Source organism: Streptomyces sp. NPDC052023 (genome assembly GCF_044548465.1).
Taxonomy (GTDB): Bacteria; Actinomycetota; Actinomycetes; order Streptomycetales; family Streptomycetaceae; genus Streptomyces.
Map to the genome: position 1 here is coordinate 64195 of NZ_JBIUBW010000026.1, position 13443 is coordinate 77637.

A 13443-nucleotide genomic window follows, 5' to 3' on the forward strand; every position below is an offset into this window, starting at 1 on the left:
CCGGCCAGCTGTCGACATTTACTAGGACGTCCAAGTAAATTCGAAGGCATGGACGCTCACGCCATCGAAGAGGGCCGCCGACGCTGGCAGGCCCGGTACGACGCGGCGCGGAAGCGCGACGCGGACTTCACCACGCTCTCCGGCGACCCCGTGGAGCCGGTGTACGGGCCCCGGCCCGGGGACACCTATGAAGGCTTCGAGCGCATCGGCTGGCCGGGGGAGTACCCCTACACGCGGGGCCTGCACCCGACCGGCTACCGAGGGCGTACGTGGACGATCCGGCAGTTCGCCGGCTTCGGCAACGCCGAGCAGACCAACGAGCGCTACAAGATGATCCTCGCGGCCGGCGGCGGTGGCCTCTCGGTCGCCTTCGACATGCCGACCCTGATGGGCCGCGACTCCGACGACCCGCGCTCCCTCGGCGAGGTCGGCCACTGCGGGGTGGCCGTCGACTCGGCCTCCGACATGGACGTCCTCTTCCGTGACATCCCGCTCGGCGACGTCACCACGTCGATGACGATCAGCGGCCCGGCGGTCCCGGTCTTCTGCATGTACCTGGTCGCCGCGGAGCGCCAGGGCGTCGACCCGTCCGTCCTGAACGGCACGCTCCAGACGGACATCTTCAAGGAGTACATCGCCCAGAAGGAGTGGCTCTTCCAGCCCGAGCCCCATCTCCGCCTGATCGGCGACCTGATGGAGTACTGCGCGACGCGCATCCCCGCGTACAAGCCCCTGTCCGTCTCCGGCTACCACATCCGCGAGGCCGGCGCGACGGCCGCGCAGGAGCTGGCGTACACGCTCGCGGACGGCTTCGGCTACGTCGAACTGGGCCTCTCCCGCGGCCTGGACGTCGACGTCTTCGCCCCCGGCCTGTCCTTCTTCTTCGACGCGCACGTCGACTTCTTCGAGGAGATCGCCAAGTTCCGCGCAGCGCGCCGCATCTGGGCCCGCTGGATGCGCGACGTCTACGGCGCCAAGTCCGACAAGGCCCAGTGGCTGCGCTTCCACACCCAGACCGCCGGTGTCTCCCTCACGGCCCAGCAGCCGTACAACAACGTGGTCCGCACCGCCGTCGAGGCGCTCGCAGCGGTCCTCGGCGGCACGAACTCGCTCCACACCAACGCCCTGGACGAGACCCTGGCACTCCCCTCGGAGCAGGCCGCGGAGATCGCCCTGCGCACCCAGCAGGTCCTCATGGAGGAGACCGGCGTCGCCAACGTCGCCGACCCGCTGGGCGGTTCGTGGTACGTCGAGCAGCTGACCGACCGGATCGAGGCCGACGCCGAAAAGATCTTCGACCAGATCAAGGAGCGCGGCCTGCGGGCGCATCCCGACGGGAAGCACCCCATCGGCCCGATCACGTCCGGCATCCTGCGCGGCATCGAGGACGGCTGGTTCACCGGCGAGATCGCCGAGTCCGCGTTCCGCTACCAGCAGTCCCTGGAGAAGGGCGACAAGCGCGTCGTCGGCGTCAACGCCCACACCGGCTCCGTCACCGGCGACCTGGAGATCCTCCGGGTCAGCCACGAGGTCGAGCGCGAGCAGGTGCGCGCGCTGTCCGCACGCCGCACGGGCCGCGACGAAGCCGCCGTCACCTCGGCACTCGCCGCGATGCTCGACGCCGCACGGGACGGCTCCAACATGATCGAGCCGATGCTGACGGCCGTCCGCGCGGAAGCCACCCTCGGCGAGATCTGCGACGCCCTGCGCGACGAGTGGGGCGTGTACACCGAGCCCGCCGGCTTCTAGGGCCGCCCCTGGGACAGCCGCCTGCACAGCGGTCCGTTCCCCGGCGCAGTCGCCGGGAGCCCGGACCGCTGTCGCCGGCTGTCCGTCGTGAATCCCGGCAGGCCACGGCAGGACTACGTCGTGGCAGCGTCGCGTTCTCCCGGTACGGGGCGCGCCGGGCCCGTGCTTTCGCCTCCCGCCGCGCCCTCCGCTGCCGCGCTTTCCACGGCCGCCCCTTCGGCAGCCGCCGCCCCCGCCAGCCCCAGCAACAGCACGCGCGTCAACGACCGCGCCCACTCCGCGTCCGCCGGTTCCGCGCTGACCAGGGAGCGGTGCACGACCGCGCCCGCCACCATGTCGAAGATCAGGTCCGCGGTGCGGGCCGCGTCCCCGGAGTCGGACTCCACCGGCAGCTCACCGCGTGCCTGCGCCCGGGCCCGGCCCACCGTGACCAGACGCTTCTGGCGGTCCACGATCGTGGCGCGGATGCGCTCGCGCAGCGCCTCGTCGCGCGTCGACTCGGCCACCACCGCCATCAGGCCGCTCTTGGCCTCCGGGCGGTCCAGGATCGCGGCGAGCTGGAGGACCACGCCTTCGACGTCCGCGCCGAGGCTGCCACGGTCGGGGAGGGCCAGTTCGTCGAAGAGTTCCGCCACGGCGTCGACGACCAGCTCGTTCTTGCCCGCCCAGCGGCGGTAGAGCGTCGTCTTCGCAACCCCGGCGCGCGTCGCCACGTCTCCCAAGGTGAGCTTGGACCAGCCGAGTTCCACCAGGGCCGCCCGGGTCGCGGCCAGGATGGCGGTGTCGGCGGCGGCGCTGCGCGGGCGTCCCGTGCGGCCGGCGGGGGTGCGGCTCTGCATCCCTCGACCATATCCGGGACCGGATGCGGCGGTATGGGCGCCGCAGTGAGGGAGATCACCAGGGCGGGGTGTCGCCGGAGCGTCCCCTGCCGTTACGCTACGACTCGTAGCGAAAGCTCGTGGATGGCCTCTACTTCCGTGTCGTACGGGGGCTTTCGTCCTTGATGCGAGCGACGACCACAGGCGTGGGGTGGGGACCCGGCGCCGAACACACGCACGGCTTCGGGGGCGCTTTTCACAGACGCCCGGGGAACGGGGGAGGATAGACGCATGCAGCCACGGAACATGTCCATGAGCGGCGTCGTCGACCTCGCCGCGGTCAAGGCGGCCCAGGAGGCCAAGACGAAGGCCGAGCAGGCGCGCGCCGCAGCGGCGCGCGAGGGCGGCGGCGGGGCCGTCTCCCCGGCCGATCTCGTCATCGACGTCGATGAGGCCGGATTCGAGCGCGACGTCCTCCAGCGCTCCACCGAGGTCCCGGTCGTCATCGACTTCTGGGCCGAGTGGTGCGAGCCCTGCAAGCAACTCAGCCCGGTCCTCGAGCGGCTCGCCGTCGAGTACAACGGGCGCTTCCTCCTCGCCAAGATCGACGTCGACGCCAACCAGATGCTGATGCAGCAGTTCGGGATCCAAGGGATCCCGGCGGTCTTCGCGGTCGTCGCGGGCCAGGCGCTGCCGCTCTTCCAGGGTGCGGCCGGTGAGGCGCAGATCCGGCAGACCCTCGACCAGTTGGTCACCGTCGCCGAGCAGCGCTTCGGGCTGACCGGTCTGACCGTCGACCCGGAGGCCGAGCCGGGCGGCGGCGAGGCGCCGGCGCAGGCGCCGGTGGGTCCCTACGACGCCGCACTGAACGCCGCCGCGCAGGCGCTGGACGCCGGTGACATGGGCGGTGCCATCCAGGCGTACAAGAACGTCCTCGCCGACGACCCGGCCAACCCGGAGGCCAAACTGGGTCTGGCGCAGGCGGAGTTGCTCCAGCGGGTGCAGGGTCTGGACGCGCAGCAGGTGCGCAAGGAGGCGGCCGAGAAGCCGGCCGACGCGCAGGCGCAGATCGCGGCCGCCGACCTGGATCTGGTGGGCGGTCATGTGGAGGACGCCTTCGGGCGGCTCATCGACGCGGTGCGGCGTACGGCGGGTGAGGACCGGGATGCCGTACGGCTGCGGCTGCTGGAGCTGTTCGAGGTGGTCGGCGCGGACGATCCGCGGGTGACCGCGGCTCGGCGCGCGCTGGCGCGCGCGCTGTTCTGAGCGGTGCGGGGTCCGGATCCCCGGTCAGTCGCTGACCGTCCGGGCCCGTGAACCCTGCGTGAGGACGTCGTCCGACAGGGCGTCAGGGCGGCCGCGCTTTGCCAAATCTTGGTAATCGCGGCCGCTGTTACTGCGAGTAAGTCACGGCCGTTTTTCTGTCGGATTCTGTCCAGCGATCAATAGTTTTGTCCTGCCCGAGGCAGGCACCCAGAGTCGCTGAGCGAGTCCGGCTGGTCGTTGTTCGGTTATCCGGCCGTTACTAGCGAGTAACGAACCCCCTTGTGCGGGCGGCGAGAATGCACCACGATCGGCGACGCTCGGTCCATTCCCCGTACCCGACATCCAATCGGGCCGCGGGACTTCCTGGGTCCCCACCGAGCAGAGCCGACGTCCCTGACGCCGGCTCTCGGGCAGGGGGGTCTTCGCTTCTCCGGCGAAGCCTGTCCAGCAAGGTTGTGCGTGATGCGTGTCAGGCGCGACCAGTGGTTGTCGCTCGGGGGTGATCGCCGGTGATTCGGGCGCCGTTGTGCGCCGCCGAGCGCGGGCGCTCTCCTTCCCGAGGACGTAGCACTTCTCCCATCCCTGTCCGGTGGCGCCGCCTTCGGGGGCGAGCCGGGCCAGGAGATGTACGTCCGAGAAGGAGGAAATATGGAGTCCCAAGTGCGTGGTGGGACCAGATGGAAGCGGTTCGCTGTGGTCATGGTGCCCAGCGTCGCCGCCACGGCGTGCATAGGTGTCGCTCTCGCGCAGGGTGCTCTCGCCGCGTCGTTCAGTGTGTCGGGTCAGTCGTTCAAGGTGAAGGCCAAGGAGCTCAACGGCACGGGCTTCTCGCAGTACGGCGCCATCGACGAGGGCTATACCCTCACCGGTGGCAAGGCTCATCACCCCGTGGCCGTTTCGGTCTTCGAGACTGCCCGGATCGAAAACATGTGCCAGTCAGTGGTGACTCCTGGTATCCCGTTCATCGGGTCCGTCACTCTGAAGCTGACCGCGGGTGAGAGCTCCGACGCGAAGCAGCAGGTGACTGCCGACAACCTGTACATCGACGTCGCAGACCTGGGCGCGGACGCCCAGTTCAGGAACATTGACATCGGTGTGGCCGCGGGTGAGATCAGCCGCGGACCAGGCATGAAGAAGTCGGAGATCGCGCAGAAGAAGGCGAACCCGTACGGCTTCGCCCAGCAGGCCGAGTCGGCCAAGCTGACAGACGTGAAGCAGACGGCCTGGGCGACCACGGCCGGCACCTTCACGCTGCCCGGTCTGAAGATGAAGCTGATGACCGGCAGTGGCCCCGGCAAGGAGTGCTACTAAGCACTCGGTGACGGGCGGGGGAGCCGAACCGGGGCCCCCGCCCGCCCCACTCTCCGCGCGCCGCGCGTATCCCCCCACACCGCAAGACACCCTCACCACAGCAACGCCGCACCAGGGAGCTGTTTTCCATGAGCGCCGAGACTCCTGCCGCCGACGGCCAGTTCACCCGCCGGAGACTGCAGTTCCGCGCCTGGCGGGGTACGAGGCCGTTCTGGGCCGGCCTGTTCGTCATGATCGGTGGTCTACCGATCATGTACTTCCCGTACGCGAACCTCCAGATCGGTCATCTGACGCTGGCGATGTCCACCACCGCGGGCGCCGGATCCCTGATCATCGGCGTGCTGCTCGTCGTGCTGGGCTTCACCCTGTGGTTCCAGAAGCACATCCAGATCTTCGCCGGTGTCGCGGCGATCCTGCTGGCCCTGGTATCCATCCCGGTGTCCAACTTCGGTGGTTTCGTCATCGGGTTCCTGTTTTCAATGATCGGCGGCGCCCTGGCGGTGGCATGGGCGCCGGGCACACCGCCCGAGCCGGAGACGGCGAAGGACACCGAAGAGGTGGACGGCGGCCCCGCGCACGCGATCCCCGAGACGGACGAGGACGCGATGGGACAGCCGAACGACCTGTCAGGAACGAGCCCGGCCAACGGGGCGAACGGGAGGCACAGTGCCGGCTGACGAGGTGGCCCACGTGGCCGAAGCAGACGGGCCGCGTCTGAGAACCGGGCCGCGTCACGCGGCACCCAGGAAGCCGCTGTTCACCAGGTTCCACATGCCGGCCGGCAAGGCGATAGCCCTGGCGGCGATGCCGACGGCAGTGCTCATGGGCATGGGATTCACGCCCAAGCTCGCGCTCGCCGACGAACAGCCGTCGTCCCACAGCCTGTCGGCCGACGAGTACGCCGACCAGGCCGAGCAGTTCAAGGACTGTGTCGCGGCGCTGGACCCCGAGAAGAGCGCGTCGGCCACGCCCTCGCCCTCCGCCTCGGCGAGCGAGAGCGAGTCCGCCGAGCCGGAGCCGAGCCCTTCGGCGTCCTCCGGCGCCGGCTCCTCGGACGGGTCGGGAACGCCGGGCCAGGACCCTTCGTCGGATTCAGGTTCCGACGACGGGGCCCAGCCCGAGCCGGTCCCCTCGTCCTCGGCGCCCGGCACGGACAAGGGGAACGAGACCGAGCCGGCCGCGCCGAGCCCGTCGGCGTCCGAGAGCGACAAGGGCGTACTCGAAACCATCGGCGACGCGATAACCGGCGTCGTGGAGGGCATAGCCGGCGGCGGAGCCGAGGACTCCGAGAGCCCGGCGCCGTCCCCCTCCGCGACTCCGAGTGGGGGCTCCGGATCACAGGCCCCGTCCGGGAGTTCCGGCGACTCGGGTGACTCGGGTGACTCGGGTGACTCCGGGAACTCCGGTGGCTCCGACAGCGGCAAGGACACGTCCGACGCCGTCGAGGACACCGCGGGGAAGGTCACCGACACGGTGGAGGACGCCGTGGGGGGTGCGGCCGACGAGGCCACCGGGTCCGCCGAGCCGACCGAGGAGGCCACCACCACGCCGAGCCCGTCCGCCAGTTCCACGCTGGACCCCGAGGACTGCCCCAAGGCCACGGATGCCGAAAGCGGCGTGGACAACCCCATCGCCGTGGCGGACGACCCCTGGTACCTGGAGGCCAGTTACCTGCACCTGAAGGGCGCGGACTACCAGGGCGTCGTCGAGGTGCGGACCGCCAGCGGCAAGACCAAGAAGGTGCTGAAGTACGTCATCTCGGGTGGCACCCTGATCGGCGATCTGCACCAGCTGGTGAGGGACAAGCAGATCGGCAAGACGTATCACGTGCAGGCGGAGAAGGGCTCGGAGTCGACGATCACCGACGGCGAGACGGTGATGTACACCGAGAGCATCTCCGGCAACCTGCTCGGCCTGATCCCGCTCACGTTCAGCCCGGAGAATCCGCCCCCGCTGAACCTCCCCGAGATCTACTTCACGAAGGTGAAGGTCACGCAGGCCGCCCAGTTCGGCGGCACCCTGACCATCCCCGGGATGCATGTGTACACCACCGACTGAGCATCCCCACAAGCCCGTTCGGGAGCCGCACAAAGAGCTGTGGCCCGGTTTCCCCGCCTGCGCGGGGGCCGGGCCACAGTTCGTGCGAGGTGCCGGGGCCTCAGTCGTTCGCACCGCCCAGGTGGTGCACCCGCACCATGTTCGTCGTGCCCGGGACGCCCGGAGGCGAGCCCGCGGTGATGATCACGATGTCGCCGGAGTTGTAGCGGCCGAGCTTGGCGACCTCCTGGTCGACCAGGTCGACCATCTCGTCCGTGCTGTTCACGAACGGCACGACGTGGGACTCGACGCCCCAGCTCAGAGTCAGCTGGTTCCGGGTGGACTCGTCCGTGGTGTACGCGATGATCGGCTGGATGGCGCGGTAGCGGCTCAGGCGCCGGGCCGTGTCGCCGGACTTGGTGAAGGCCACCAGACCCTTGGCGCCGAGGAAGTCGGCGATCTCGGCGGCCGCACGGGCCACCGAACCACCCTGTGTGCGCGGCTTCTTGCCGGGGACGAGCGGCTGCAGGCCCTTGGAGAGCAGCTCCTGCTCGGCCGCCTGGACGATCTTCGACATCGTCTTGACGGTCTCGATCGGGTAGGCGCCGACCGAGGACTCCGCGCTCAGCATCACCGCGTCCGCGCCGTCCAGGATCGCGTTGGCCACGTCGGAGGCCTCGGCGCGGGTCGGGCGGGAGTTGGTGATCATCGACTCCATCATCTGGGTCGCGACGATCACCGGCTTGGCGTTGCGCCGGCACAGCTCGATCAGGCGCTTCTGCACCATCGGGACCTTCTCGAGCGGGTACTCGACAGCCAGGTCGCCACGGGCCACCATCACACCGTCGAACGCCATCACGACGTCCTCCATGTTGGCCACCGCCTGCGGCTTCTCCACCTTGGCGACGACCGGGACGCGCCGGCCCTCCTCGTCCATGACCTTGTGGACGTCGTTGATGTCCTTGGCGTCCCGGACGAAGGAGAGGGCGACCAGGTCGCAGCCCATGCGCAGCGCGAAGCGGAGGTCCTCGACGTCCTTCCCGGACAGGGCCGGGACGTTCACCGCCGCGCCGGGCAGGTTGATGCCCTTGTGGTCGGAGATGACGCCGCCCTCGATGACGATCGTCCGCACCCGGGAGCCCTCGACGTCCAGCACCTTCAGCTCGACGTTGCCGTCGTTGATGAGGATCTGGTCGCCGCGGTCGACGTCGCCGGGCAGGCCCTTGTAGGTCGTACCGCAGATCGTCTTGTCGCCTGGGACGTCCTCGGTGGTGATGACGAACTCGTCACCGCGCACCAGCTCCACCGGTCCCTCGGCGAACGTCGCGAGCCGGATCTTCGGGCCCTGGAGGTCGGCGAGGACACCGATGGCCCGGCCGGTCTCCTTGGCGGCGGCACGGACGCGGTCGTACCGCCCCTGGTGCTCGGCGTGCGTGCCGTGGCTGAAGTTGAAGCGGGCAACGTTCATGCCCGCCTCGATCAGCGCGACAAGCTGTTCGTGGGAGTCGACCGCGGGGCCGAGAGTACAGACGATTTTCGAACGGCGCATGGGGCGATCCTATCGGTTTGTTTCGCTACGGAATATTCCGTCTGGCGGAAGATACAAATGGGCGCGGTGCTGCTCAGGTGTTCTTTCCGACCAGTGCAAAGGTCTGTGTCGCGATCTCCAGTTCCTCGTCCGTGGGTACCACGGCCACCGCCACTCGCGCGGAATCCGGCGAAATCAGCCGCGCCTGCTCTCCGCGTACGGCGTTGCGCTCCGGGTCGAGGGCCAGGCCGAGCCCTTCCAGGCCCTCGACGGCCGCCGCGCGCACGGGCGCCGCGTTCTCGCCGACACCGGCGGTGAAGGCCACCGCGTCCACCGTGCCGAGCACCGCGTAATAGGCGCCGATGTACTTCTTCAGGCGGTGGATGTAGATGTCGAAGGCGAGTGCCGCCTCTTCGTCGCCCTCGTCGACCCGGCGCCGGATCTCCCGCATGTCGTTGTCCCCGCACAGGCCGAACAGACCGCTCCTCTTGTTGAGGAGAGTGTCGATCTCGTCCATGTCCATTCCGCCGACGCGGGCCAAATGGAAGATGACGGCCGGGTCCAGGTCACCGGAGCGTGTACCCATCACGAGCCCCTCCAAAGGCGTCAGCCCCATGGAGGTGTCCACGCACCTGCCCTTCTCGACCGCCGAGGCGGAGGCGCCGTTGCCCAGATGCAGCACGATGACGTTGACCTCGGAGGGGTCCTTGCCCAGCAGCCGCGCGGTCTCGCGGGAGACGTAGGCGTGCGAGGTGCCGTGGAAGCCGTAGCGGCGGATCCGGTGCCGGTCGGCGATCTTCGGGTCGATCGCGTAGCGCGCGGCCGGCTCCGGCATCGTCGTGTGGAACGCGGTGTCGAAGACGGCGACCTGGGGCAGGTCGGGGCGGAGCGCCTGGGCGGTGCGGATGCCGGTGAGGTTGGCGGGGTTGTGCAGCGGGGCCACCGGGATCAGCCGCTCGATCTCGGCGAGCACCTCGTCGTCGATGACGGTGGGCTCGGTGAAGAACAGCCCGCCGTGCACCACCCGGTGACCGATCGCGGCCAGTTCGGGGGAGTCGAGGCCCAGGCTGTCCCGGCCGAGTTCCTCGGCCACCGCCTTGAGCGCGGCCTCGTGGTCGGCGATGGGCCCGGTCTTCTCACGGGTGTCGCCGGTGGCGAGACAGCTGTGCTTCAGCCGGGAGGTCTGCTCGCCGATCCGCTCGACGAGGCCCACCGCGAGCCGGCTGCTGTCGCGCATGTCGAGCAGCTGGTACTTCACCGACGAGGAGCCGGAGTTGAGGACGAGGACGCGGGTGGAACTCACAGCTGGGCTGCCTTCTCGCTCGGGGTCTGGGCCTGGATCGCCGTGATGGCGACGGTGTTGACGATGTCCTGGACGAGCGCGCCGCGCGACAGGTCGTTGACCGGCTTGCGCAGACCCTGCAGGACCGGGCCGACGGCGATCGCGCCGGCCGAGCGCTGCACGGCCTTGTAGGTGTTGTTGCCGGTGTTCAGGTCGGGGAAGATCAGCACGCTGGCCTGCCCCGCCACCTCCGAGCCGGGCAGCTTGGTCGCGGCGACGCTCGGCTCGACGGCGGCGTCGTACTGGATCGGCCCCTCGATCTTGAGGTCGGGACGCCGCTGCCGCACCAGCTCGGTCGCCTCGCGCACCTTGTCGACGTCGGCGCCCGAGCCGGACGTGCCCGTGGAGTAGGACAGCATCGCGATCCGCGGTTCCACACCGAAGCGGGCGGCGGTGGACGCCGACTGGATGGCGATGTCGGCGAGCTGCTCGGCGTCCGGGTCGGGGTTGACCGCGCAGTCGCCGTAGACGAGGACCTTGTCGGCGAGGCACATGAAGAATACGGACGAGACGATGGAGGCGTCCGGCTTGGTCTTGATGATCTCGAAGGCCGGGCGGATGGTCGCGGCCGTGGAGTGCACGGTCCCCGACACCATGCCGTCGGCGAGGCCCTCCTGGACCATCAGGGTGCCGAAGTAGTTGACGTCGGAGACGACGTCGTACGCCAGCTCCACGGTCACGCCCTTGTGGGCGCGCAGGGCGGCGTACTTCTCCGCGAAGGCGTCGCGCAGCTCGCTGGTGGACGGGTCGATCAGCCGGCAGTCGCCGAGGTCGATACCGAGGTCCGCGGCCTTCTTGCGGATCTGGTCGACGGGACCGAGCAGGGTGAGGTCGCAGACCCCGCGGCGCAGCAGCACCTCGGCGGCGTGCAGCACCCGCTCCTCGGTGCCCTCCGGCAGGACGACCCGCCGGCGGTCGGAGCGGGCCTGCTCCAGCAGTTTGTGCTCGAACATCATCGGCGTCACGCGGTCGCTGCTCGGCGCGCTCACCCGCTTGAGCAGGTCGCCGGTCTCGACGTACCGCTCGAACAGCCCGAGCGCGGTCTCCGCCTTGCGCGGGGTGGCCGCGTTCAGCTTGCCCTCCAGGGAGAACAGCTGTTCCGCGGTGGGGAAGCTGTTGCCGGACACCGACAGCACCGGGGTGCCCGGGGCGAGGCGGGCGGCGAGGGTGAGGACGTCGTCGCTCGGCACCTCGTTCAGGGTGAGCAGCACGCCGGCTATCGGCGGGGTGCCCGCGCTGTGCGCGGCGAGCGAGCCGACGACGAGGTCGGCGCGGTCGCCCGGGGTGACGACGAGACAGCCCGGCGTCAGGGCGGCCAGGAAGTTCGGCAGCATGGCCCCGCCGAAGACGAACCCGAGCGCGTCCCGTGCCAGCCCCGACTCGTCGCCGAGGAGCACCTTGGCGCCGAGGGTGTGGCCGATCTGGGCGACCGTCGGGGCGGAGAGGGCGGGCTCGTCGGGCAGGACGTAGCAGGGGACGGGCAGCCGGGTGGCGAGCCGGTCGGCGATCTCGTCGCGGTCCTCGCGGGCGACCCGGTTGGTGACCATGGCCAGGACGTCGCAGCCGAGCCCGTCGTAGGCGCGGTAGGCGTTGCGGGTCTCGGCGAGCACGGACTCGGTGGTCTGCTTGCGGCCGCCCACGACCGGGATCACGGACGCGCCGAACTCGTTGGCGAGCCGGGCGTTGAGGGCCAGCTCGTCCGGGAACTGGGTGTCGGCGTAGTCGGTGCCGAGGACGAGGACGACGTCGTAGTCCCGCGCGACCCGGTGGAAGCGGTCGACCAGCGTGGACACCAGTTCGTCCGTCCCCCGTTCGGCCTGCAGGGCGGAGGCCTCCTGGTAGTCCAAGCCGTAGACCGTGGCCGGGTCCTGCGACAGCCGGTAGCGGGCGCGCAGCAGATCGAAGAGGCGGTCGGGACCGTCGTGGACGAGGGGGCGGAAGACGCCCACCCGGTCGACCTGCCGGGTCAGGAGCTCCATGACCCCCAGTTCGACGACCTGGCGGCCGTCGCCGCGGTCGATACCGGTCACGTACACGCTGCGCGTCACGCGTGCTCTCCGTTTCGTCTGAAGCGGGGGTTGATGCGGGTGAATCTTCTGTTCAGCGGCGAATCGGAGGCCCCCGGGGCCCTCAGATCGCAAAAATCGCCCGCCGGGGCGAGCGGAACCCTCTTGACAATACCCCTCGGCCTAGATAAGGCGCCCGTCAAGGTGTCGTCGCGCTGCGCGCCTGAGGGACGTGAAACAATCGGCAGTGGCTCACCGGTATCAACAGCGAGCAGGAGACACAGCACGATGCGCATCGGAGTTCTCACCGCAGGCGGCGACTGCCCCGGCCTGAACGCCGTGATCCGGTCGGTCGTGCACCGAGCGGTCGCCCAGTACGGCGACGAGGTGATCGGCTTCGAGGACGGCTACGCGGGCCTGCTGGACGGTCGCTACCGTGGCCTCGACCTCGACTCGGTCAGCGGCATCCTGGCCCGCGGCGGCACCATCCTCGGCTCCTCCCGGCTCGAGCGCGACCGGCTGCGCGAGGCATGCGAGAACGCGTCCGACATGATCCACGAGTTCGGCATCGACGCCCTGATCCCGATCGGCGGCGAGGGCACCCTGACGGCGGCCCGCATGCTGTCCGACGCGGGTCTGCCGGTGGTCGGCGTGCCGAAGACCATCGACAACGACATCTCGTCGACGGACCGGACGTTCGGCTTCGACACCGCGGTGGGGGTCGCCACGGAGGCGATGGACCGCCTGAAGACGACGGCCGAGTCCCACCAGCGGGTGATGGTGGTCGAGGTCATGGGCCGCCACGCCGGCTGGATCGCCCTGGAGTCGGGCATGGCCGCCGGTGCGCACGGCATCTGCCTGCCCGAGCGGCCCTTCGACCCCGCCGACCTGGTGAAGATGGTCGAGGAGCGGTTCGCGCGCGGCAAGAAGTTCGCCGTCATCTGCGTCGCCGAGGGCGCCCACCCCACCGAGGGCAGCATGGACTACGGCAAGGGCGAGATCGACCAGTACGGCCACGAGCGCTTCCAGGGCATCGGTACGGCCCTGGCGTACGAACTGGAGCGCCGCCTCGGCAAGGAGGCCAAGCCGGTCATCCTCGGCCACGTCCAGCGCGGCGGCACGCCGACGGCGTACGACCGGGTGCTCGCCACCCGCTTCGGCTGGCACGCGGTGGAGGCGGCGCATCGTGGGGAGTTCGGCCGGATGACCGCGCTGCGCGGTACGGACGTCGTGATGGTGCCGCTGGCGGAGGCGGTCACCGAGCTGAAGACGGTGCCGAAGGACCGGATGGACGAGGCCGAGTCGGTGTTCTAGTGCCGCGACGGGGCGAACGTTGCCTGTTGCGGCACCAGGCCGCGGCGGGCACCGCGGGCCGGTTCCGGGCCG

General features: G+C 69.9%; 10 protein-coding genes. 6 read left to right on the forward strand and 4 right to left on the reverse strand.

The genetic code is table 11. The annotated features are described in order from the left end of the window. Window positions 1-48 precede the first annotated feature (48 nt). The gene (locus tag ACIHCM_RS33835; protein WP_399904592.1) at window positions 49-1749 is read left to right on the forward strand and encodes a methylmalonyl-CoA mutase; all 1701 of its coding nucleotides are present in this window, start codon (window positions 49-51) and stop codon (window positions 1747-1749) included. A 113-nt stretch (window positions 1750-1862) separates the two neighbouring features. Here ACIHCM_RS33835 and ACIHCM_RS33840 read toward each other — a convergent pair whose 3' ends face one another. Continuing rightward, the gene (locus ACIHCM_RS33840) at window positions 1863-2588 is read right to left on the reverse strand and encodes a TetR/AcrR family transcriptional regulator (protein WP_399904594.1); all 726 of its coding nucleotides are present in this window, start codon (window positions 2586-2588) and stop codon (window positions 1863-1865) included. A gap of 270 nt (window positions 2589-2858) precedes the next feature. On the opposite strand from ACIHCM_RS33840, the gene ACIHCM_RS33845 reads away from it, so the two are divergent. The 4 genes from ACIHCM_RS33845 to ACIHCM_RS33860 all read left to right on the forward strand — a co-directional run bounded on the left by ACIHCM_RS33845 (window position 2859) and on the right by ACIHCM_RS33860 (window position 7202). Then, window positions 2859-3833, forward strand: coding sequence for a tetratricopeptide repeat protein (locus ACIHCM_RS33845; RefSeq protein WP_399904597.1), 975 nt, complete (start codon window positions 2859-2861; stop codon window positions 3831-3833). A 648-nt stretch (window positions 3834-4481) separates the two neighbouring features. Further along, window positions 4482-5144 carry a DUF6230 family protein gene (locus ACIHCM_RS33850; RefSeq protein ID WP_399904600.1) on the forward strand — a complete coding sequence of 221 codons (663 nt, stop codon included), beginning with the start codon at window positions 4482-4484 and terminating at the stop codon, window positions 5142-5144. 128 nt (window positions 5145-5272) lie between these two features. After that, window positions 5273-5821 carry a DUF6114 domain-containing protein gene (locus tag ACIHCM_RS33855; protein WP_399904603.1) on the forward strand — a complete coding sequence of 183 codons (549 nt, stop codon included), beginning with the start codon at window positions 5273-5275 and terminating at the stop codon, window positions 5819-5821. Continuing rightward, a complete protein-coding gene (locus tag ACIHCM_RS33860; protein WP_399904606.1) occupies window positions 5811-7202 on the forward strand; it encodes a hypothetical protein in 1392 nt (463 codons plus the stop codon). Before ACIHCM_RS33855 ends, ACIHCM_RS33860 begins: the two co-directional genes overlap by 11 nt. A gap of 100 nt (window positions 7203-7302) precedes the next feature. On the opposite strand, the gene pyk is transcribed toward ACIHCM_RS33860, so the two are convergent. The 3 genes from pyk to pta form a co-directional block, all read right to left on the reverse strand. Next, entirely contained in the window at window positions 7303-8730 is a 1428-nt protein-coding gene (pyk, locus tag ACIHCM_RS33865) for a pyruvate kinase (RefSeq protein ID WP_399904608.1), read from the reverse strand. 73 nt (window positions 8731-8803) lie between these two features. Beyond that, window positions 8804-10012, reverse strand: coding sequence for an acetate kinase (locus ACIHCM_RS33870; protein WP_399904611.1), 1209 nt, complete (start codon window positions 10010-10012; stop codon window positions 8804-8806). After that, window positions 10009-12099: a phosphate acetyltransferase gene (gene pta, locus ACIHCM_RS33875; RefSeq protein WP_399904614.1), complete on the reverse strand. Its 2091-nt coding sequence runs from the start codon at window positions 12097-12099 to the stop codon at window positions 10009-10011. Before pta ends, ACIHCM_RS33870 begins: the two co-directional genes overlap by 4 nt. Before the next feature lie 246 nt (window positions 12100-12345). On the opposite strand from pta, the gene ACIHCM_RS33880 reads away from it, so the two are divergent. Continuing rightward, entirely contained in the window at window positions 12346-13371 is a 1026-nt protein-coding gene (locus ACIHCM_RS33880; protein ID WP_393105183.1) for an ATP-dependent 6-phosphofructokinase, read from the forward strand. Window positions 13372-13443 lie beyond the last annotated feature (72 nt).

What these genes read in the sequence shown, in the direction of transcription:
- ACIHCM_RS33840 (WP_399904594.1), bottom strand. Translation starts at nt 2,588, where the DNA reads ATGCAGAGCCGCACCCCCGCCGGCCGCACGGGACGCCCGCGCAGCGCC.
- ACIHCM_RS33850 (WP_399904600.1), top strand. Translation starts at nt 4,482, where the DNA reads ATGGAGTCCCAAGTGCGTGGTGGGACCAGATGGAAGCGGTTCGCTGTG.
- ACIHCM_RS33835 (WP_399904592.1), top strand. Translation starts at nt 49, where the DNA reads ATGGACGCTCACGCCATCGAAGAGGGCCGCCGACGCTGGCAGGCCCGG.
- ACIHCM_RS33855 (WP_399904603.1), top strand. Translation starts at nt 5,273, where the DNA reads ATGAGCGCCGAGACTCCTGCCGCCGACGGCCAGTTCACCCGCCGGAGA.
- ACIHCM_RS33845 (WP_399904597.1), top strand. Translation starts at nt 2,859, where the DNA reads ATGCAGCCACGGAACATGTCCATGAGCGGCGTCGTCGACCTCGCCGCG.
- ACIHCM_RS33880 (WP_393105183.1), top strand. Translation starts at nt 12,346, where the DNA reads ATGCGCATCGGAGTTCTCACCGCAGGCGGCGACTGCCCCGGCCTGAAC.
- pyk (WP_399904608.1), bottom strand. Translation starts at nt 8,730, where the DNA reads ATGCGCCGTTCGAAAATCGTCTGTACTCTCGGCCCCGCGGTCGACTCC.